The organism is Neobacillus niacini, assembly GCF_030817695.1.
Classification (GTDB): Bacteria; Bacillota; Bacilli; order Bacillales; family Cytobacillaceae; genus Neobacillus; species Neobacillus niacini_F.
The window spans coordinates 254,506-274,510 of record NZ_JAUSZQ010000003.1; the positions used below are offsets into that span (position 1 = coordinate 254,506).

The 20,005-nt window shown below is 37.7% G+C and carries 19 protein-coding genes; 17 read left to right on the forward strand and 2 right to left on the reverse strand.

All coding sequences use genetic code 11. The features are described 5' to 3' along the window. Positions 1 to 109 precede the first annotated feature (109 nt). From QFZ28_RS24755 to QFZ28_RS24785, 7 genes are all read left to right on the forward strand, one after another. On the forward strand, positions 110 to 1,108 hold the full coding sequence (locus tag QFZ28_RS24755) for a sugar-binding protein (protein ID WP_307197300.1): 999 nt from the start codon (positions 110 to 112) through the stop codon (positions 1,106 to 1,108). Then, positions 1,108 to 2,589: a sensor histidine kinase gene (locus QFZ28_RS24760; protein WP_307197301.1), complete on the forward strand. Its 1,482-nt coding sequence runs from the start codon at positions 1,108 to 1,110 to the stop codon at positions 2,587 to 2,589. The genes QFZ28_RS24755 and QFZ28_RS24760 overlap by 1 nt, the downstream gene beginning before the upstream one ends. After that, positions 2,564 to 4,150, forward strand: a complete 1,587-nt coding sequence (locus QFZ28_RS24765; RefSeq protein WP_307197302.1) for a response regulator — start codon at positions 2,564 to 2,566, stop codon at positions 4,148 to 4,150. The genes QFZ28_RS24760 and QFZ28_RS24765 overlap by 26 nt, the downstream gene beginning before the upstream one ends. A gap of 207 nt (positions 4,151 to 4,357) precedes the next feature. Continuing rightward, the gene (gene mglB / locus QFZ28_RS24770; RefSeq protein WP_307197303.1) at positions 4,358 to 5,422 is read left to right on the forward strand and encodes a galactose/glucose ABC transporter substrate-binding protein MglB; all 1,065 of its coding nucleotides are present in this window, start codon (positions 4,358 to 4,360) and stop codon (positions 5,420 to 5,422) included. Positions 5,423 to 5,611: 189 nt separating this feature from the next. Beyond that, entirely contained in the window at positions 5,612 to 7,114 is a 1,503-nt protein-coding gene (gene mglA, locus QFZ28_RS24775) for a galactose/methyl galactoside ABC transporter ATP-binding protein MglA (protein ID WP_307197304.1), read from the forward strand. Positions 7,115 to 7,127: 13 nt separating this feature from the next. Next, positions 7,128 to 8,150, forward strand: a complete 1,023-nt coding sequence (mglC, locus tag QFZ28_RS24780; protein ID WP_307197305.1) for a galactose/methyl galactoside ABC transporter permease MglC — start codon at positions 7,128 to 7,130, stop codon at positions 8,148 to 8,150. Positions 8,151 to 8,252: 102 nt separating this feature from the next. Next, positions 8,253 to 9,011: an NRDE family protein gene (locus tag QFZ28_RS24785; protein ID WP_307197306.1), complete on the forward strand. Its 759-nt coding sequence runs from the start codon at positions 8,253 to 8,255 to the stop codon at positions 9,009 to 9,011. 73 nt (positions 9,012 to 9,084) lie between these two features. On the opposite strand, the gene QFZ28_RS24790 is transcribed toward QFZ28_RS24785, so the two are convergent. Both QFZ28_RS24790 and QFZ28_RS24795 read right to left on the reverse strand, forming a co-directional pair. After that, positions 9,085 to 9,246 carry a DUF3934 domain-containing protein gene (locus tag QFZ28_RS24790; protein WP_307197307.1) on the reverse strand — a complete coding sequence of 54 codons (162 nt, stop codon included), beginning with the start codon at positions 9,244 to 9,246 and terminating at the stop codon, positions 9,085 to 9,087. A gap of 47 nt (positions 9,247 to 9,293) precedes the next feature. Next, positions 9,294 to 9,536, reverse strand: a complete 243-nt coding sequence (locus QFZ28_RS24795; RefSeq protein WP_307197308.1) for a hypothetical protein — start codon at positions 9,534 to 9,536, stop codon at positions 9,294 to 9,296. A gap of 247 nt (positions 9,537 to 9,783) precedes the next feature. On the opposite strand from QFZ28_RS24795, the gene QFZ28_RS24800 reads away from it, so the two are divergent. From QFZ28_RS24800 to QFZ28_RS24845, 10 genes are all read left to right on the forward strand, one after another. After that, entirely contained in the window at positions 9,784 to 11,016 is a 1,233-nt protein-coding gene (locus QFZ28_RS24800) for a Zn-dependent hydrolase (protein ID WP_307197309.1), read from the forward strand. A 221-nt stretch (positions 11,017 to 11,237) separates the two neighbouring features. Next, positions 11,238 to 12,566, forward strand: a complete 1,329-nt coding sequence (gene brnQ / locus QFZ28_RS24805; RefSeq protein ID WP_307197310.1) for a branched-chain amino acid transport system II carrier protein — start codon at positions 11,238 to 11,240, stop codon at positions 12,564 to 12,566. Positions 12,567 to 12,804: 238 nt separating this feature from the next. Continuing rightward, positions 12,805 to 12,939, forward strand: a complete 135-nt coding sequence (locus QFZ28_RS24810) for a hypothetical protein (RefSeq protein WP_307197311.1) — start codon at positions 12,805 to 12,807, stop codon at positions 12,937 to 12,939. Between the two features lie 393 nt (positions 12,940 to 13,332). Next, a complete protein-coding gene (locus QFZ28_RS24815; RefSeq protein ID WP_307197312.1) occupies positions 13,333 to 14,775 on the forward strand; it encodes a PstS family phosphate ABC transporter substrate-binding protein in 1,443 nt (480 codons plus the stop codon). A 198-nt stretch (positions 14,776 to 14,973) separates the two neighbouring features. Further along, on the forward strand, positions 14,974 to 15,978 hold the full coding sequence (locus QFZ28_RS24820) for a C4-dicarboxylate TRAP transporter substrate-binding protein (protein WP_307197313.1): 1,005 nt from the start codon (positions 14,974 to 14,976) through the stop codon (positions 15,976 to 15,978). Between the two features lie 21 nt (positions 15,979 to 15,999). After that, positions 16,000 to 16,467 carry a TRAP transporter small permease gene (locus QFZ28_RS24825; RefSeq protein ID WP_307197314.1) on the forward strand — a complete coding sequence of 156 codons (468 nt, stop codon included), beginning with the start codon at positions 16,000 to 16,002 and terminating at the stop codon, positions 16,465 to 16,467. Between the two features lie 9 nt (positions 16,468 to 16,476). After that, positions 16,477 to 17,760, forward strand: coding sequence for a TRAP transporter large permease (locus QFZ28_RS24830; protein WP_307197315.1), 1,284 nt, complete (start codon positions 16,477 to 16,479; stop codon positions 17,758 to 17,760). A 194-nt stretch (positions 17,761 to 17,954) separates the two neighbouring features. Further along, entirely contained in the window at positions 17,955 to 18,647 is a 693-nt protein-coding gene (locus QFZ28_RS24835) for a GntR family transcriptional regulator (protein WP_307197316.1), read from the forward strand. Between the two features lie 3 nt (positions 18,648 to 18,650). After that, positions 18,651 to 18,851, forward strand: a complete 201-nt coding sequence (locus tag QFZ28_RS29895; RefSeq protein WP_373428159.1) for a hypothetical protein — start codon at positions 18,651 to 18,653, stop codon at positions 18,849 to 18,851. Continuing rightward, positions 18,839 to 19,960, forward strand: a complete 1,122-nt coding sequence (locus QFZ28_RS24845) for a type I phosphomannose isomerase catalytic subunit (RefSeq protein WP_307197317.1) — start codon at positions 18,839 to 18,841, stop codon at positions 19,958 to 19,960. Before QFZ28_RS29895 ends, QFZ28_RS24845 begins: the two co-directional genes overlap by 13 nt. Positions 19,961 to 20,005 lie beyond the last annotated feature (45 nt).

Here is a 20,005-nt window from a genome sequence, read left to right on the forward strand (position 1 = left end):
ACATTAGAATGACTTTAATGTGGTGACAGGCACCATTTGTCATTGTCGGATATTGGTATTTTTCGTATAATTTTAGTTATCTAGACTGGTGAGGATAATGGGGTTGTTTATGAGCAGATTAACTGTGGTAGCGTATACATTTGGTATTTTGTGTTTTCTTGCGAGTTGTGCTTTTTCTGTATTTTATGGCTATAAGGTTGTTAGTCATGATTTGCCTGCTGAGGATCAAACAGGGGAAAAGTATAATTATCATTTTGTGTTGGTTCCTGAGGAGCTAGACAATGATTATTGGCGGCTTGTTGAAGAAGGGGCAAAGAAGGCAGCGGAGGAACACGGTGTTTTATTGGAGTATGCAGGACCGAGGCAGGCTAATATTGATGAACATTTGAAAACGATTGAAATGTCAATGGCATCTAAAGTGGATGGTATTATTACACAAGGTTTGAGTGACGAGCAATTTACCCCGTTAATTAATAGAGTTGTAGAAAAACTGCCTGTCATAACCATTGATACAGATGCGGCCAATAGTGACCGGATGGCTTATATTGGAACAGACAATTATTATTCTGGCTTTTTGGCTGGTAAAGCTTTAATTGAAGACACCAATGGTCAGGCCAATGTTGCCATTATTACAGGCAATTATTATGCGAACCATCAGCAGCAGCGAGTTCAGGGTTTTCGTGACGCTGTGGAATCAGAAGAGGGAATAACGATAATTACAGTGGAAGAATCTGAAATTAGTCGAGTTCGAGCGGCTGAAAAAACCTATCAAATATTAACCGATTATCCTGAAGTCGATGCGTTCTATGGGACAAGTGCACTAGATGCAATTGGAATTGCTCAAGTAGTAGATAAGTTTAGGAAGCAGAATCAAGTATATATTATTGGATTTGATAGTCTGCCTGAAACACTTAAGTACATTTCAAAAGGAACGATTCAAGCAACAGTGGTGCAGGAGCCCTATGAAATGGGGTACCGTTCCGTGACAATGATGATTGACCTCATTGAAGGAAAGAAGGTCTCTCCGGTCGTTCATACCGATACCCGCATTATGAGGGCCGCTGATCTATTAAAACGCAAAGAGGACGAATGGGAGGCAGGCCGATAATGTTATTTCGTATTCGATCGAAATTATTACTGTATTTTATTGTCCTTGTCGTGCTGTTAACGTCTGTCGGAGTCCTTTTTTATCAAAGTAGTGAAAACCTAATTAATGAATATGATGATAGTTTTGAGCGATTCCTAATGTTAAATGATATCTCACAAAGAACTACGCTAATTATGGAAAACCTGCAGGGATATTTGTTAGATAAGGAAAGCACCTATTTAAAAGAATATAACCTGGAAAAATCTAAGCTGCTTAATGACCAATGGCTTTTTAATAAAGAAATGCAATCGAATGATATAGGGGTTATTAACTACCAAAATATGATAAACAGCTTTCTAGAAGAATGTGACGCAACAATAGAAGCTTTTCATAAAGACAAAATTAATGAGTATTCAGATCACTTAAATGAAGCATTAAAAATATCAGGATTCCTTCAGGAAAGTACACTTGAACTCTTAAATAGTAAACTAACAGACTATCAAAATTTCTATAATCAAATGGAAAGGCAAAATCATTATTTTAAATTGTTGTCTTTTTCCCTTTTCTCCTGTGCTTTTTTTCTTAGTACATTGATTGCCCTTTGGATCTCGGGCGGTATTACAAAACCAATTACGCTATTATCACAGGCAGCGAGGAAAATTTCAAAAGGTGATCTTTCTGGCGAAGATATTAAGATAACGACCAAGGATGAATTGAAGCCTTTAACCGAAACCTTTAACCAAATGCGTTCGAATCTTAGAGAATTGGTAAAAGAAATCAAGCAGAAATCGGAGCTAGATAAGCTCCTAAAAGAATTAGAGCTAAGGAGTCTTCAAAACCAAATCAATCCACATTTCCTATTCAATACTTTGAATACGGTTTCAAAAATGGCTTATCTAGAGGATGCGGAACATACTTCTAGATTAATTGAATCTGTAGCCGCCTTACTGCGATACAACCTAGGTGGCGATTTGAATAAGGCTGCCACTCTACGGGACGAGGTATCTATTGTTAAAGAGTACTTTTTTATTCAACAAACAAGATTTGGAGACCGAATTCAATTCGTTACGGAAATAGAAGAGGATTGTTTGGATATAGAAATTCCTAGTTTAACCCTTCAGCCATTAATCGAAAATGCATTCATACATGGTGTGGAATCGTATGAAGAAAATGCAGAAATCCGGCTTCAAATTTACAAAAGTAATGACAGAATTAATGTAGAAATAGTCGACAATGGAGATGGAATGGATGAAACGACCAAAAATAGATTGCTAAACTATGTAAGCAGAACTGAAAAAGAAGTATACGAATATGAAAAATCAAAAGGACATTCAACTGGTATAGGAGTAAAAAATGTTATTCGCAGGCTTCAGCTTTTTTATAATCAAAAAGACATTATAGAAATACAATCAGAATTACGAAAAGGGACTACGTTTAAACTGACCATTCCAAACGTTGTAAAAGGAGGAACTGAGCTTGTTGAAAATTCTAATTGTGGATGATGAGGTTTTAGAGAGAAAAGCATTGACTAAGATTATAAACGGCTCCTCTGAGAACGTAATGGTAATTGGTGAAGCGCCTAATGGAAGAAAGGCTATTGAAATGGCTAGAGAACTTAAGCCGGATATCATCTTTATGGATATAAAGATGCCCGGAATTGATGGGGTTCAAGCTGTAAAGGAAATCAAAAGCACGGATCACCACACCCGATTTATTATGGTTTCAGCCTTTAATACCTTTGAATATGCCAAGGAAGTTATGCGGCAGGGTGTAAAAGAATATATCTTAAAACCTAGTAGAAAACAGGATATTCTCGAGAGTTTACAACGTATTTCAGATGAGATTTTTGAAGAGCGCAAGTCTATGAAGGAAAAGCAAAGCTTGATGGAGAACCTAGACCGTGCAGTCTCGATAGCCCAGAAAGAGTGGGTGTCTTCTCTAATCCTAAACCAGGTCCAAGATATTTCGTTTGATGAATGGAGTCAACTGTTAGGTGTAGAAATTACCTCTGGTTATATTATGTTGTTTTCCGCTCTCCCCAAGGAAAAAGGAGAACTTGACATACATGTAAAGCAAAACTTTTATTTATGGCTTAAGGATGTCTTAAAATCAGCAGTAAAAAAAGAAGAATTCATGATAGGACCGATGACAGATTCTCAAGTACCTGTTTTAGTTCTTTGTAAAGAACTTCCAGAAAGGGTGCACTTTAAAACAAGTGCCCAGCAGACCATTGAAAGTCTATTTAGCTCCTTTCAAAAGAATCAAATAAATGTAGAATTAAAAATAGGGGTAGGACTCCCATATTGTCATGGCCATGAGCTCAATAAATCTTATCATGAAGCGGTTGTTGCTCTACAGCATCTATCAAAAACCCCCAACCGAAAATATTTATTTAGCAGTAAACAAGGAGCAGCCGAGCTGCCTTCCGTTTCAGATGTTCTGGAAATAGAGAAAAAGTTGCTGGATGGTGTACGACAAGGTGATATAAACCAAGTTATGTTTATCTTTGATTCGTTTGTAACCAAACTTACCGGTAACAAAGAAGTAAACGCTACAATAGTGAAAAAATCTTTTGATGAATTGTTTATTCTCCTTTCAAGGATGATGCATGACTTAGGGATACACTTTGAAGGTTCTTTGATAATAGATGAGGCAGAGGATATTAACCTTATCTTAGAAAAAGGAAAAGCGAATTTACTGACAGTCGTCAAGCATGTTCAGCTATGGAGGAACAACCATGCCAAGGGAATGCTTCATAGGGCGAAGGAATATATTGAAATCCATTATGCGGATTCCATTACTTTGGAACACGTAGCAGAATATGTGGAGCTAAGTCCATTTTATTTAAGTAAATTATTTAAAGATCGGTTTGGTATGACTTTTATTGATTACGTAACCGAAATCAGAATAAAGCAGGCTAAACTTGAAATGGTTGATGCTTCAAAGAGCTTAAAGGAAATTTGCTATTCTGTTGGCTATAAAGATCCAAATTACTTTAGCCGTGTATTTAAAAAACAGACAGGTTTATCCCCAACTGAATTTCGTAGGGAAACGGTTTGTTAATAGAATTTCATTTTATTAGACTGATTCGTAATGAATCGGTCTTTTTTCGTGTTAACAAAAAAATCTAGGAAATCGCAAATTTGTGCTATAGGTTGGAACTATTGAATGAAATATCCCAGTGCTACTATATATGTAAGGGTTTTCAATTAGGTGAAGGTAAGCGAAGTTTACCAGAGCCTTACTAACTAGCAAAAGGAGAAGGATGACATGTTTAAAAAGAAAAAAGGATTAATTCTATCATTAACAGTTGCGTCTAGTATTCTATTAGCAACTGGCTGCGGCGGTACAGAAAAAAGTTCAACAGATTCTGGAAAAGGCAAGGACGGCGACCTTCCTGCAGTGGGTGCAACCATTTACAAATTTGATGATAATTTCATGTCCTATGTTCGTCGTGCTATGGAAACAGCAGCTGATGGAAAGGTCAACTTAATGCTGAACGACTCTCAAAACGACCAGGCTAAACAGGTTGAACAAGTCGATACACTTATTGCAAAAGGAGCAAAATCGCTGGCCATCAACCTTGTAGACCCTAAAGCGGCACAAACCATTATTGATAAAGCTAAAGTAAAGGATATTCCTGTTATCTTCTTTAACAAAGAGCCAGATGCAAGTGTATTAAAAGGCTACGAAAAAGCTTATTATGTCGGAACCACTTCATCTGAATCGGGAATTCTTCAAGGTGAATTAATCGCCAAGGCTTGGGAAGCAAATAAAGACACTTGGGATAAAAATGGTGATGGCAAGCTTCAATACGTCCTCTTAAAGGGTGAGCCAGGCCACCCGGATGCGGAAGCTCGTACAAAGTTTGTAGTTGATACCGTTAAAGAAAAAGGAATTGAAGTAGATGAACTTGCTTTAGACACTGGTATGTGGGATGCAATGAAAGCAACCGAGAAAATGGACGCTTGGATTGCAAAATACAACGATGAGATTGAATTTGTTATTGCTAATAACGATGGTATGGCATTAGGTGCGATTGCTTCTCTTGAAAAAGCAGGCTACTTCTCAGGTGATAAGTTTATGCCAGTTGTAGGTGTAGACGCGATTCCAGAAGCACTTGAAATGATTGAAAAAGGAAAAATGGTTGGATCTATCTTAAATGATGCGAAAAACCAAGGTGCCGCCACTGTTCAATTAGCTGCCAATGCTGCAAACGGTAAGGACGTATTAGAAGGAACAGAATGGAAGCTAGATGACGCAAAAGCGGTTCGTGTACCTTATATTGAAATCACAAAAGACAATATCCAGGTTGGTAAAGACGCATATAAATAAAAAGCGGAAGCGCCTGTCCAGGGGTTAAGGGTTTAACCCCTATAGCGCTCCTCGAACGAAGGAAAAGGTACATTATTCTTTTCCTTCGTTCGGGGTCAATGTTTCAAGCTAATCATTTGAAACAGGACTGACGAAATTAAATTTTATTATAAAAATGCATGTTATATGGTTAGGCAAGGAGGTTTAAGTATGTCAGAGGCAAGTTCAGCCAATTTACTTGAAATGATTAATTTAACCAAAAGATTTCCTGGCGTTATTGCTCTTAACAACGTTTCCCTAAAAGTTAAGGCAGGGTCAGTACATGCCTTAATGGGTGAGAATGGTGCTGGAAAATCAACCTTAATGAAGTGCTTATTCGGTATCTATTCAATGGATGAAGGAAAAATCCTGTTGGATGGAAAAGAGGTTACATTTGCAAATTCTAAACAAGCACTAGAAAACGGAGTGTCAATGGTCCACCAGGAACTGAACCAAGTCCGTCAGCAAAATGTAATGGATAACATTTGGCTGGGAAGGTATCCGAAAAAAGGAATTTTTATCGATGAAAAAAGGATGTATGAGGATACAGCAGCAATTTTTAAAAGTCTGGACATTCATATTGACCCACGAAGCAAAGTAGGAAGTTTGTCAGTTTCTGAAATGCAGATGGTGGAAATTGCAAAAGCTGTTTCATATAATTCCAAACTCATTGTAATGGATGAACCAATATCCTCTCTAACGGAGAAAGAGGTAAATCATTTATTTACCATTATTAGAAAGCTGCAAAGTGATAACGTAGCCATTATTTATATCTCGCACAAAATGGAAGAAATTTTAAAAATCTCCGACGAAGTGACAATCATGCGTGACGGTCAGTATATTGCAACAAAAAGTGCGAAGGAACTAACAACGGATGAAATCATTAAGCTAATGGTTGGCCGTGACCTATCACAGCGTTTTCCAGAAAAAATCAACAAACCTGGAGTTGTAACCCTTAAAGTAAAGGATTTAACTGCTGAAACAGAAGGGTCATTCTCTAATATTAACTTCGAATTGAGAAAGGGAGAAATATTAGGTGTTGCAGGATTAGTCGGCTCCAAGCGTACAGAGGTAATGGAGGCGCTGTTCGGTATCAGAGGAATAAAATCTGGAAGTATTGAGCTAAATGGAAAGGTTGTTCATAATCATTCGCCGCAGCATGCGATTAAAAATGGTTTTGCTCTAGTGACGGAAGAAAGAAGAACAACGGGGATTTATCCACAACTCAGCATTAGCTTCAACTCTATTATTGCAAACCTTCCACAGTATCGAAAAGGCCTGTTTCTCTCAGAAAACAAAGTCCATGATGATACAAAATGGGTTATAGATTCAATGAAAGTAAAGACGCCATCGCAAAAAACGCCAATCGGAAGTCTTTCAGGTGGTAACCAGCAGAAGGTCATCATTGGCCGCTGGCTGCTAACAAAACCGGAAGTACTATTGTTAGATGAACCAACCAGGGGAATTGACGTTGGAGCAAAATTTGAAATTTACCAGCTAATTAACCAATTAGCAGCTGAGGGAAAAGGAATTATCATGATTTCTTCAGAAATGCCTGAACTGCTTGGTGTTACAGACAGAATCTTAGTAATGAGTAATGGAAGAGCAGCCGGAATCGTAGAAACAAAAACAACCACACAAGAAGAAATTATGCGACTGGCAGCGTTGTATTAGGAGGAGAAGCAAAATGAATACTCAGGCTACAAAAAAGTCTACTATTGTAAAATGGCTGTTTGATAATGTTATTTATGTATTTTTGATTTTACTAGTAATTGGAATTGTTATCGCGTCTCCTGACTTTTTGTCCATGACAAACTTAATTAATATCCTAAGTCAGTCATCCTCAAGGATCATTATTGCACTAGGTATAGCAGGAATCTTGATTTTAGGAGGGACGGACTTATCAGCAGGACGAATGGTTGGACTTGCAGCAGTAGTTTCAGCGTCCTTGCTGCAAGCTGGTGATTATGCGTATAAAATGTATCCAAATTTACCTGAATTGCCTTTATTTGTTCCTATTATTATTGCAATGTTGGTAACAGGCCTTTTTGGGACATTAAACGGTTTTATTGTATCTAAGTTTCATGTACCTCCTTTTATTGCTACCTTAGGTATGATGATTGGTGTCTACGGAATTACGTCCATTTACTTTGATCGCCCTCCATATGGAGCACAGCCGATTGGCGGATTAAGTGAAAGCTTTACAACCTTTGCGCAAAAAGGGATTAAATTAGGTCAATATGAATTCCCATACCTGATTTTATATGCGATTGCATTTTCAATCATTATTTGGGTGCTTTGGAATAAAACACAACTTGGTAAAAATATGTATGCAATTGGCGGAAATCCTGAAGCTGCAAAGGTATCAGGCGTTAACGTAGCAAAAAACATTATCATCATTTACATGATCGCTGGTTTATTATATGGATTCTCAGGTACATTAGAGGCAGGCCGTGTTGGCAGTGCAACGAATAATACGGGAAATATGTATGAGTTAGACGCAATTGCAGCCTGTGTAGTTGGCGGTGTTTCTTTATCAGGCGGAATTGGAACTGTCCCGGGAGTCATCACAGGAGTGCTGATTTTCCAAGTCATTAACTATGGTTTAGCCTTCCTCGGTGTAAGTCCATACATTCAATTTATCGTAAAAGGCGCCATCATCATCGTGGCAGTTGCCTTTGATATGCGGAAACATGCTAAGAAAAAATAATAGTAAGGGGCATTCCTAAGCAGGAGTGCCTCTTTATTATTATTTATGGAAATTAATTGATAAAATAACAATATCAAGTTTTTATAGAAGGTGGTGAATGTCATGTGTTTAATATTATTTGCTTATAAAGTACATCCAAAATATAAACTGATTGTTGCAGCAAATCGTGATGAGTTTTATCAAAGGCCTACAGCACCTGCTTATTTTTGGGAGGATGATCCGGACATTCTTGCTGGCAGGGATTTAGAAAAGATGGGCACCTGGATGGGCGTTACCAAAATGGGACGATTTTCAGCTTTAACCAATTATCGAAACCCAAAAGAGGATTCAAACGGAAAACGTTCTAGAGGAGAGCTGGTATTGGATGCTCTACAATACCAAGGTGACATAAAGGATTATATGGAAAACCTAGTAATAAATAAAGACAAGTATCCTGGTTACAACTTACTGGCTGGAGATGGAAATATGCTTTATTATTATTCAAATGTCGGGCAGGAGCTGTTGGAGGTACCCCCAGGTATTTACGGTGTCAGTAATCATTTATTAAATACGGAGTGGCCGAAAGTGCAAATGGGCAAAGAGGGATTAACAGAGATCATAACCACTAAACAGACCGATTTAGTAGAACCTCTTTTAACTCTGCTTCAAAAGGCAGACCAAGCTCCGGATGAAAAACTTCCTAAAACCGGAGTTTCATTAGAATTGGAAAGAATGCTTTCCCCGATGTTTATCAAGAGTGAAGGATATGGTACAAGAAGTTCAACTGTTATGTTGATGTCTGAACAAGAAATTAACTATGTGGAACGTGTTTTCTCTAATAATGAGGTAAATACCCAAAAATATATAGTTGAATTGAAATAAAAAACTAATCAAACGTTTGATTAATAAAGTTTCTAAACTAATCAAACGTTTGATTAATTGCTTTGTTGAATCATTAGTCGGTACTATCGGGGGTCTTATCAGACTCTGCTCTTTTAGTCCCTTTGCTGACATAGGGCTTAGCATTTTTTGCTTTTTTAGCACCAGCCTGCCAACGATTCCAGCCTTTCTTACCTGTTCCTCGACCTACTCCACTTTTTGCCTTTGCTTTGGGCATATAACCACTCCATCATGATTGAAGACAGGATTTTATTTTGAAAAAGGCTATTGGGTTTGGTTCCCAAAAAAACCTAATGCATATTTAATACCTTCTTCAATTTCATTTGTATCATAACCTTGTAAATCCTCATGAGTAATTTCCAGGGTTGTCCCTGATAATGAATATCCGCTATCTAAATTAATATCGAGCAGGACTTCAAACCCATTGGCTGTATTCTTAATTTCAATAATATCGTAATCCAATATAGGTGCTCCCGTTTGGTACTCTAAAGGTTCTAACTCTGACATTACCACACCTCCGTAATTACTTCTAGTCCACATTCGAACATAGGTTATACAAAAAACGTAAAATATAAACATTTATTTGCAGGAAATTCCTTTATTGCAAACTAGAAAACCAAGGAGTGAAATAAATTGATCATTTGTCTAATGACAGACATTATAGAATAGTTATAATTAATATTGACTGAATATTTACATAAATATAATACAGACTCCCTGACTAGACTACCATCATTTAAAAGGAGAGATGTGCATGCAGCGGCAAAAGCTTTTAATTAATGGAGAAAGATTAAAGAATGAGCTTGAACGGTTTGCGCGCTTTGGCAGGACGGAGAACAATGGTGTAACCCGTCTGGCATTATCAGATGAAGATCGTTTAGCCAGAGATTTTTTTCGGTCATGCTGTGAAGAGTTAGGCTTAAACGTGAAGGTTGATGATATGGGCTGCATGTATGCTACATTAGAGGGCGCGGAAAATAAGGCTCCAATCTTGATTGGCTCTCATTTGGATTCGGTTAAAAAAGGCGGCAGGTTTGACGGTGTGCTGGGAGTATTAGCTGGTTTAGAAGTAGTTAGAACACTTGTAGATAATAATATTAAACTTCAAATTCCGATAACTCTTGTTAATTTTACAAATGAAGAGGGGGCGAGATTTGAGCCTTCGATGATGGCGTCAGGAGTGCTTTCCGGCAAATTTGATAAGAATGTGATGCTGCGAAAGAAAGATGCTGCGGGGATTACTTTTGAGGAAGCACTTAAAGAGATTGGTTATGAGGGAGAAGTAGAGAATCGTTTAAATGAGGGGTCTGCATTTTTAGAATTGCATATTGAACAAGGTCCGATTCTTGAAAAAGAAGCTTTGTCGGTTGGCGTGGTGGAATGTGTGGTCGGCATGGCATGCTATGATATTGAAATTACAGGTGAATCCGATCACGCCGGAACGACGCCGATGAGTATGAGAAAAGATGCTCTATTTGCCGCCAATAACCTGATTAATGAGATCCGCAGGGTACTTGGTCCATTAGATGAAGAATTGGTTTTTACAATCGGCAGGGTGAATGTTTATCCGAGTATTCATACCGTGATTCCAAATAAAGTGGTGTTTTCCCTAGAAGCCAGACATAAAAATCCTGAGATTGTAAAAACCTTTAAAGAATTTGTTGAAGATCTCCCAAACCGAGGTTTAAACGAGGGCTGTGAGGTAAAAACAACGAAATTATGGGAGCGGGATACGGTTTGGTTTGATACAGAAATCGTTAACCAATTAGAAAAATCAGCACTGTCTCTCGGATATAGTAACAAAAGAATGGTCAGCGGTGCAGGGCACGATGCACAATTTATTGCCAGTCTTGTCCCTGCTGCGATGTTATTTGTTCCGAGCTATAATGGAAAAAGCCATTGTGAAGAAGAACTGACCTCGTGGGAAGAATGTGAAAAGGGCGTAAACGTCCTATTGGATACCGTATTAGCGTTGTTATCGAAATAAAAGCTGTGACACTAGGTTCAATTTTAATCACCTGGTGTCTCTTTTTGGTTTTTATTGGGTAATTTCCAATAGTAATTGAACAACTATTTTAAAAATTCTTTGCAGTTTTTGTCGAAATTTTGTATATTAATATAGTTCATATTAAGGGAATTTACTTCATTAATTCTTTATTTTTCTGAATAATGAATTAAAAAATATTATTTTATAGATGGGAGCTTCACATGGAACGGAAATTACCATTAAAAGAAACCATAGCCTTGGGCTTTTTTATGTTTGCCTTATTTTTAGGTGCTGGAAATATAATTTTCCCGCCATTACTAGGTCAGCAAGCTGGAGAATCTCTATTGTCAGCTATCATTGGCTTTTTAGTTACCGGTGTGGGCCTGCCTTTATTGGCTGTCTTCACGATTGCAAGATCTGGCGGGGATTTAAATGACTTATCCAATCGAGTACACCCTGGATTCGCTAAGGTCTTTCCCGTTATTATTTATTTAACGATTGGACCATTATTCGGAATACCGCGTACTGGAACGGTAACGTATGAAATTGGTGTTGCTCCATTCCTGCCAAACGACAGCAGCATGGGATTATTTATCTCAACATTCGTATTTTTCCTTATCACCTACTGGCTTGCGCTCAATCCAGCCAAACTAGTAGATCGTGTAGGAAAAATTCTTACTCCGATACTGTTACTGTTAATCGTAGTGATTTCAATCAGAGGATTTGCTTCTCCGATTGGTTCGTTTAGTGAGACAGTAGGAAAATACAGGGACGGAGCGTTTTTTGGTGGGTTTGTCGAAGGGTATTTAACGATGGATGCCATCGCTGCTCTAGTATTTGGGGTTGTTGTAATTAATCGGGTGCAGGAAATGGGAATAAAAACGGAATCATTTATTCGTTCTTATACGATTAAGGCAGGGATCATTGCAGGGATTGGTTTATCGTTTGTCTATATCTCATTATCGTTTATTGGTGCTACCTCTGTTGAGGCTGTTGGAATGCAGGAAAATGGCGGGGCTATTCTTTCATCTGTCACATCACTTTTATTCGGTCCGTTTGGGTCGATTATTCTTGCATTGGTTATTACTGGGGCATGTTTAACCACGTCTGTAGGTTTGGTTGCTGCTTGTGGTGAGTATCTAAGTCAACGATTTACGAGACTTTCCTATCCAGTAGTCGTGACGATTCTATGTTTATTTAGTTTTACAATGGCGAATCTTGGTTTAAGTCAATTAATTTCAGTATCAATTCCACTGCTAATTAGTATTTATCCGATTGCGATTGTCCTGATTTTATTATCACTATTGCATTCCTATATACCAGTGTCGAGGGCTGTTTATATAGGTGCAATCATTGGTGCAGGAATGGTTAGTATATATGATGGTTTAACAACTGCTGGTATTGAAGCAGCACCGATTTCGACAGCACTCACTTTCATTCCGCTTTACACGAATGGATTAGGCTGGCTGCTCCCAAGTATTGTGGGCGGGCTGCTAGGGTTACTTTTTCAATATGCAAAGCTGCTTAATTGGGTTCCTTCATCAAAATAAAGACTAGGGCATGTTTCCCTAGTCTTTTCTTATGGCATTAACGGTTAACTGAAGAAGAAAGCCTCTTGCGGGTAAATTAACGAAAAACAGCGAAATACTAAGAAAACTGGATATGATACTCGCTTACATTAGATTTGTTATCGTTTTTATGGCAAATGTTTCCGTTTTCCGGAGCTTTGTAAAAAGTGGCGCCTATGTACGATAATAAGGATATAAATTTTACAAAGGTGGTAATAATATGAAAAAGGCAATTGAAAACTTCATGGATACTTACGGAAAATACATGGCTGTAGCAGCATTTGCTCAAAAACAATGGACTAAAAGTGAGTTAGAGTATATGGTAAGCTTGTTTAGAGACGATTCTCAAAGATAATATTGGGATTCGTTTTTTTTTTTAAAATTTACTGTCTATCTGATCTGTTTCCAACAGATTTCGGTCACCAAGAGCCCCCTTTGATTCCCACTTTCCCATTTTTCCAACGATTTCGGTTACCAATATCCCTCTTTGATTACCACTTTCTCATTTTTCCAACGGTATCGGTCACCAATATCCCTCTTTGGTTACCACTTTCTCATTTTTCCAACCATTTCGGTCACCCATTTGGACTGTTAACCTCAAAAACTAGCTAGCCCTTTCCGAATTAGCTATCCGAATAAGACTATCATTCTACCATTACTATCCCATTTAAAGGAGGTATTGTAAAAAACTGCATAAAAGTGTAAAATTACACTAAACGAACATAAAAAGTTTTTAGGAGTGTTATTTATGGGGAAAAATATGCTTCAAATGTTTTTGTATTTTGGTGTAATTCCAGTTGTTATTTCATTCATCACCATTTTTATTACAGCAGATAACTTTTTGTTTTCTACAATTTTGCCACTTATCATCGGCGGGTGTATTGCTGGTGGGTATGCAAGTAGAACACTGCTAAGACAAGATGAAAATAGCACGCATAGTCTACTGTTCCTCTTTCCACTAGCTTATACAGCGGTAATTTGGGCGATTTTTATGCTGATTAGCGGCGGGTTTTACGGGGCAGATTCGTGGTTATCTTATGGTATTTTACATATAGCGATGGCACCGATTTTCTTTATGACGATGCTAATGGGCGAGGGAAGATTGTTTCTATGGGCACCATTATCATATGAACTTGCAGTTGTGTTTACTATTTTCCTAGTATTCCTCATAAAAAGGGTACGCCCCACTTTTGACAAGAAGCAGGCAGTGACGCTTTTGACCGTTTTCGTACTGGCAATGGGTACGGGGGCTGTAGTTCAGTGGGAGCGGAGTAAGACGGTCCTGCCATCCTATGGCTTTGAGTATGGCGGCGGCTATTCATCTACGGATTTAACACCATATGAAGTAACAAATCCAAGTAATATCCTGCCCAAGCTAGAATCTCCTTCTACTTTTACAATAAAGAATTCTTTTGAAATGCCTAGATTAGACGGTGCAGAAGCAGCGTATCCAGTCTATTCCGCTTTTGCTAACACAGTCTATGAAAACATCAGTCAATTAGATAATGTATGGGATATCGTCAGCTTTACCAATACAATTTATTCTTATGAAAGGCTCCTTTCGGGTGAGGTAGATATCTACTTTGGTGCTGAACCATCGAAAGAGCAGCAGGAAATGGCTAAAAGGCAGGGAAAGGAAATGGTTATGACGCCCATTGGCAAGGAGGCATTTGTCTTTTTTGTTAATCCGGATAATAAAGTAGATAGTTTAGACGTCTCCGAGATTCAGAGCATTTATTCTGGGAAAATAAAGAATTGGTCAGAGCTTGGAGGAAAGAATGAAAGAATAATAGCTTTTCAACGTCCGAAAAATTCTGGCAGCCAAACACTCCTAGAAAAGATTATGGGTGATACGCCGATTATGGAACCTTTGAAAGAAGATGTTCCAGAGGGAATGGGCGGGATCATCGAACAAGTTGCCGATTATCGGAATTACGATAATTCAATCGGATTCTCGTTCCGTTTTTTTGCAACCGGAATGAGGGGAAATTCTGATATTAAACTACTTGCAATTGATGGAATCGAACCATCCCCTGAAAATATTGCGAGCGAAAAATACCCTTTTACTGCTAACCTTTATGCGATAACATTAAAAGATAATACCAAGAACACTATTGAACCATTTTTGGAGTGGATGAAGGGGCCTCAAGGTCAAGAGATTATTGAGAAAATTGGTTATATTAGAAATTGAAATCTTATAAAATTAGTGCTTTATAGAGAGGCACCCTTCCAAAATAAGGGTGTCTTTTTTACATGATTTGCATTTTAAAATAATTTGTATATTAATTAAATGAATTTTCTAAAAAGTATTGATTTTCCAAATATATATATGCTAGTATACTAGTGTGGTGAAAGCGATTTCAAAAAATAAAACTATCAGGGGGAAAAAATGAAAAAACTTTCTTTAGTGTTATTGTTCCTTATCGCATGTATGGTTGCAGTAGGCTGCAGTAAAAGTGAAACATCTGGTTCAAAAGAAAAAGATGGAAAAGTTTATACGGTAAAAATGTCAACTCAACAGGCAGAAACATCCCCAATTGTAAAAGGTTTCTATGAACTAGCTGATAGATTAGAAGAAAAGTCAGATGGAAGATTAAAGATGGAAGTTTATCCAAGCGCGCAGCTTGGAAGTGACGATGATGTAATTGAACAAGCGGAACAGGGAGTTAACGTAGCGGTTCTTACTGACGGAAGCCGTATGGGTCTTTACGTTAAGGATATGGGTGTTATTGGTGCACCATACTTAGCAGATAATTACGAAGATGTATTGAAAATTACTCAAGGTGATACATTTAAAACTTGGGAAAAAGCATTAGCTGAAGAACACGGTATTCGAGTTCTTTCATTCAACTGGTATGACGGACCAAGACACTTCCTTACAAATGAGCCTATTGAAAAGCCAGAAGATCTTAAGGGTCTAAGAATCAGAACACCTGGTTCACCAGTATGGCAGGAATCAATTAAAGCTATGGGGGCAACTCCAATTGCAATGCCTTGGGGAGAAGCATATTCAGCAGTACAACAAGGAGCAATTGATGGAGCAGAAGCACAGCATACATCAACATATCCATCAAGAATGTATGAAGTTGTAAAATATGTAAACAAAACTAGTCACTTCCAATTAATTAACGGTATTATCGTTGGTGAAAAATGGTTCAGCACTTTACCAGAAGATTTGCAAACGCTTTTATTGGAAGAAACAAAAGCAGTTGCTGAAATCAATGCTAAAGAAATTGCAAGTATGCAGGCAGACTTAGAAGAAAAATTAGTAGCTGAAGGTATGGAAATTGTAGAGCCAGATGTAGAAGCATTCAAAAAGGCTGCTGATAAAGCTTATGACGTCTTAGGGTTAACGAAGTTAAAAGACCAAATCCATGAAGAGATGGGAAGATAAAAGCCTTAAAGAGGGGAAATCATGAAGAATTTATATGGGTATTTTTGCAAACTTGAAGAGACGCTTGTAAAAAGTTTTTTGGTCGCAATAACGTTTCTAGTCTTTATTTCAGCTATATTTAGAACAATGAAATACCCATTGAATTGGGCAGTAGATTTATCGATGTTGTTATTTGCTTGGGTAGTATTTCTAGGTGCCAATATGGCACTTAGAAATACAGAATTAGTTAATGTTGATTTATTTATTAATAAATTTTCTGCGAAAATTAGAAAAAACATCTATATTTTTTGGAACATTATCATTATTCTGTTCTTATTCTTTTTAATATGGCATGGAATTCCCCTAGCACTTGAAAGTACCAATAGACAATTCCAAACATTGGGTATCAGCTATTCATGGGCGACGATAAGTGTACCTGTTGGTGCATTATTAATGATTATTAGTACGTGCATAAAAATATTTAAAGCTCTCAAAAAAGAGAACTGGTAGGGGGAGCGTATGTTACTAGTCTTAGGAGTATTTTTATTTTTCTTGTTTTTTGGAATGCCAGTAGCTTTCGCTATCGGAATATCAGGTTTAGTCTTTTTCCTGACAACACCAGACGTACCGCTTTCAATTGCGGTACAGCGAACCTTGACGACCTCTCAATCATTTACAATGCTTGCGATTCCTTTGTTTATTTTTGCAGGGCATTTAATGAACAGTACCGGTATTACTAAAAGGTTAATAACATTAGCCAACGTGCTAACGGGTCACATGTACGGAAATCTTGCACAAGTGAGTGTTGTGCTTAGTACGTTAATGGGTGGAGTTTCAGGATCCGCGGTTGCAGACGCAGCAATGCAGTCAAGGATTTTGGGACCTGATATGGTAAAAAGAGGATATAAGCCTGCCTATGGTGCAGCAATAAACGGTGTCTCATCTCTTATTACAGCAACGATACCTCCAAGTATGGGTCTAATTATTTATGGATCAATCGGTGAGGTTTCGATTGGAAGACTTTTCGCGGCGGGAATTGTGCCGGGGATTATGATGATGATTATTCTAATGATCGCCGTATCTTACACGAGTAGAAAGAATAATTACTTGCCGGAGAGGAAAAAGCCGCCTGGCATTAAAGAAGTTCTACTTGCAGTAAAAGACGGAATTTGGGCATTGATTTTCCCTATTATTCTGATTGTCGGAATTCGATATGGAATATTTACACCATCTGAGTCAGGAGCATTTGCGGCCGTATATGCAATTTTCATAGGTGTGGTTGTGTATAAAGAACTAACTTGGAAGACATTCTTAGAGACGGTTCAAGAAAGTGCTATTGATATTGGTGCGATAATGCTTATCATTTCAGTCTCCGGAGTATTTGGCTACGGGATTGTATATGATAACGTCACAAGCGGTCTGTCTGCTATTATTACAGGGATTACAGACAATCAATACATGTTATTTGGTATCATTATCCTTACATTAATTATAGCTGGAATGTTTGTAGAGACAACGGTTATTACGTTACTCCTTACACCAATTTTTGTTCCGATTGTTACTAGTGTAGGAATTGATCCCGTTCATTTTGGACTTGTTATGATGACTGTAACAACCTTTGGGATCATAACACCTCCAATGGGCGTTTCATTATTTACGGTTTCTCAGATAATGGGATGTTCACCGCAAGATACGGTTAAAGAGGCAATACCATTCTATTTTGCGACTATGCTGGTAGTAGCAATTATGGTATTCTTCCCTGATTTAATCTTATTTGTACCGGATATGGTATTTGGTGAATAACAAGATTCTAGCAGTTGGGTGAAATCTACCTATAGTTGCTATCCTGAGGGCATCAGTTATGTCTTTGTCCTCAGGGAGTACTATAAGTGGTGGCCCTTTGCTTTTTTTTTTACCTTAAAATGCTTAAATTGATTATATATTTAACTAAAAAGGCAGGGATTCAGACTAATTCTTGTTTTAAGAGGTGTAAAAGCATGAATGTAAAGGCAATGCAAAGGAATGAGATGGGTTCAAGGAGACACTATGTTTATTCCTATTTATATCAAAATATATTAAGTCTAAACCTGCAGCCGGGATGTGCTCTATCAGAAAATGAAATAGCAAAGCAGCTTAATGTAAGCCGGACACCAGTTAGAGAGGCAATGATTCAATTAGCAAAACAAGACCTGGTTGAGATTGTTCCACAAATAGGAACTTTTGTATCATTAATCAATCCAGAATTAGTGGAAGAATCACGTTCAATGAGAGAAACGTTAGAAATTGCTGCTATAAAAGAGGCCGCTGAAAAAATAACAGAGAGTACGTTGTTAGAATTAGAGATAAGTATTAATAAACAAAAATTAATTATTAAAGAGGGGAATTTTCGAGAATTCTTCACACTCGATGACGCCTTTCATGAGATTATTTTTAAAAGCCTGGGGAAAGAAAGAACATGGCAGGCCATTGAACAAATAAATTCTCAGTTTAAAAGAGTTAGAATCTTGTGGTTATCACTAACCACAACCACCGACTGGGAAGAAGTATTGAGGGAACATGAGGGTTTGTATACAGCCTTGAAAAATAGAGATGCTTGTCTAGCTGAAAAATTGGTGAAAGAGCACTTAACAAAAGCTGTTATTCATATGGGAGTAATTAAGGCTAAACATCCCGATTATTTTAAAAGTTAGTAGTTGAAACGATTGGGTTTTGGTGTATTTCGTAAATGGAGGAATGAAGAAAGAGAACCGAAAGAGTTGTTAGGTGCATTATTATGGCTAGTTGACGAGGAATATCCAGGATTCGTTACTGGAATAACCCTCCTGTTGAGGGAGGAGTTATGGCGAATTCTGGAGTTTAGTCTAATAGAAGGGATTCGATTATGTTGGACGTAAATACAATAAAGTTGGATGGATCAATGCCTATAAAGTTAACTTCAGCTCGAGCATGGCGTACCTATTTGGGTGGGAAATTAATAGACGAACTCCATGGGTCAAATCAGCCTGAGGATAATCATTTTCCTGAAGAATGGATTATGTCGATTGTATCCGCCCGAAATATTGGCCGAGAACATATAGTAGATGAAGGTTTAAGTAAAGTAGATATCCCTGATACAGATATGGCCTTGAAAAAACTAATCGACAGAAGTCCTGAGAAATTTTTAGGAAAACGCCATTTTGAGAAGTTTGGCAACCAAACCGGCGTATTAGTAAAAATTATTGATTCAGCTGAGCGATTAACTGTTCAGGTGCACCCAGACAGGGAAAAAGCTCAGGAATTATTTCATTCAAGTTATGGGAAAACGGAATGCTGGCACATCTTAGGCGGAAGAGAAATTGATGGTGAACCGCCTTATGTCTACCTTGGGTTTAAGCCAGGTGTAACAAGAGAACAGTGGGAAAGATTATTCTATGAACAAGACATTCAAGGGATGCTAGATTGTATGCATAAGTTCTATGTTAATACTGGAGATACCTTTTTAATAGAAGGCGGTACTCCACATGCAATTGGATCAGGATGTTTGTTGGTGGAAATTCAAGAGCCTACTGATTATACCATTCGTATCGAGAAGACTTCACCGTCTGGGTTTAAAATAGATGATTTTATGTGTCATCAAGGTATTGGATTTAAAAAAATGTTCGATTGTTTTAAGTATGAAAATTTCACTAGGGAGGAGACCTTGAATAAATGGCAAGTAGCTCCTTTTGTAGTGAATGAAACAAAGGACAATAAAGAAACTGAATTGATTGGATACAATAACACCCCTTATTTTCGGATGTCACTTGTTGAAGTGGACAATGAATTGAAAATCAATGATAATGGAGTGTTCTCAGGGTTATATATCCTATCGGGTAATGCTACAATCATAAAGGATGGAGAAAGTCAGGTTGTTAATAAGGGTGAGCAATTCTTTGTACCTGCAAATGTTTCTAGTTTTTTGATAAAAAATCAAACAAATGAAAAGTTTAAAGCGTTACGTTTATTCGGGCCTAAAGTAGTCTAATGATAAGTTGCAAGAGGCACCTTTTAGGGTGCCTTTTGCACATGG

Coding starts and splice junctions, on each gene's coding strand:
- QFZ28_RS24755 (WP_307197300.1), top strand. CDS start 110: ATGAGCAGATTAACTGTGGTAGCGTATACATTTGGTATTTTGTGTTTT.
- QFZ28_RS24760 (WP_307197301.1), top strand. CDS start 1,108: ATGTTATTTCGTATTCGATCGAAATTATTACTGTATTTTATTGTCCTT.
- mglB (WP_307197303.1), top strand. CDS start 4,358: ATGTTTAAAAAGAAAAAAGGATTAATTCTATCATTAACAGTTGCGTCT.
- mglA (WP_307197304.1), top strand. CDS start 5,612: ATGTCAGAGGCAAGTTCAGCCAATTTACTTGAAATGATTAATTTAACC.
- mglC (WP_307197305.1), top strand. CDS start 7,128: ATGAATACTCAGGCTACAAAAAAGTCTACTATTGTAAAATGGCTGTTT.
- QFZ28_RS24785 (WP_307197306.1), top strand. CDS start 8,253: ATGTGTTTAATATTATTTGCTTATAAAGTACATCCAAAATATAAACTG.
- QFZ28_RS24790 (WP_307197307.1), bottom strand. CDS start 9,246: ATGCCCAAAGCAAAGGCAAAAAGTGGAGTAGGTCGAGGAACAGGTAAG.
- QFZ28_RS24795 (WP_307197308.1), bottom strand. CDS start 9,536: ATGTCAGAGTTAGAACCTTTAGAGTACCAAACGGGAGCACCTATATTG.
- QFZ28_RS24800 (WP_307197309.1), top strand. CDS start 9,784: ATGCAGCGGCAAAAGCTTTTAATTAATGGAGAAAGATTAAAGAATGAG.
- brnQ (WP_307197310.1), top strand. CDS start 11,238: ATGGAACGGAAATTACCATTAAAAGAAACCATAGCCTTGGGCTTTTTT.
- QFZ28_RS24810 (WP_307197311.1), top strand. CDS start 12,805: ATGAAAAAGGCAATTGAAAACTTCATGGATACTTACGGAAAATACATG.
- QFZ28_RS24815 (WP_307197312.1), top strand. CDS start 13,333: ATGGGGAAAAATATGCTTCAAATGTTTTTGTATTTTGGTGTAATTCCA.
- QFZ28_RS24820 (WP_307197313.1), top strand. CDS start 14,974: ATGAAAAAACTTTCTTTAGTGTTATTGTTCCTTATCGCATGTATGGTT.
- QFZ28_RS24825 (WP_307197314.1), top strand. CDS start 16,000: ATGAAGAATTTATATGGGTATTTTTGCAAACTTGAAGAGACGCTTGTA.
- QFZ28_RS24830 (WP_307197315.1), top strand. CDS start 16,477: ATGTTACTAGTCTTAGGAGTATTTTTATTTTTCTTGTTTTTTGGAATG.
- QFZ28_RS24835 (WP_307197316.1), top strand. CDS start 17,955: ATGAATGTAAAGGCAATGCAAAGGAATGAGATGGGTTCAAGGAGACAC.
- QFZ28_RS24845 (WP_307197317.1), top strand. CDS start 18,839: ATGTTGGACGTAAATACAATAAAGTTGGATGGATCAATGCCTATAAAG.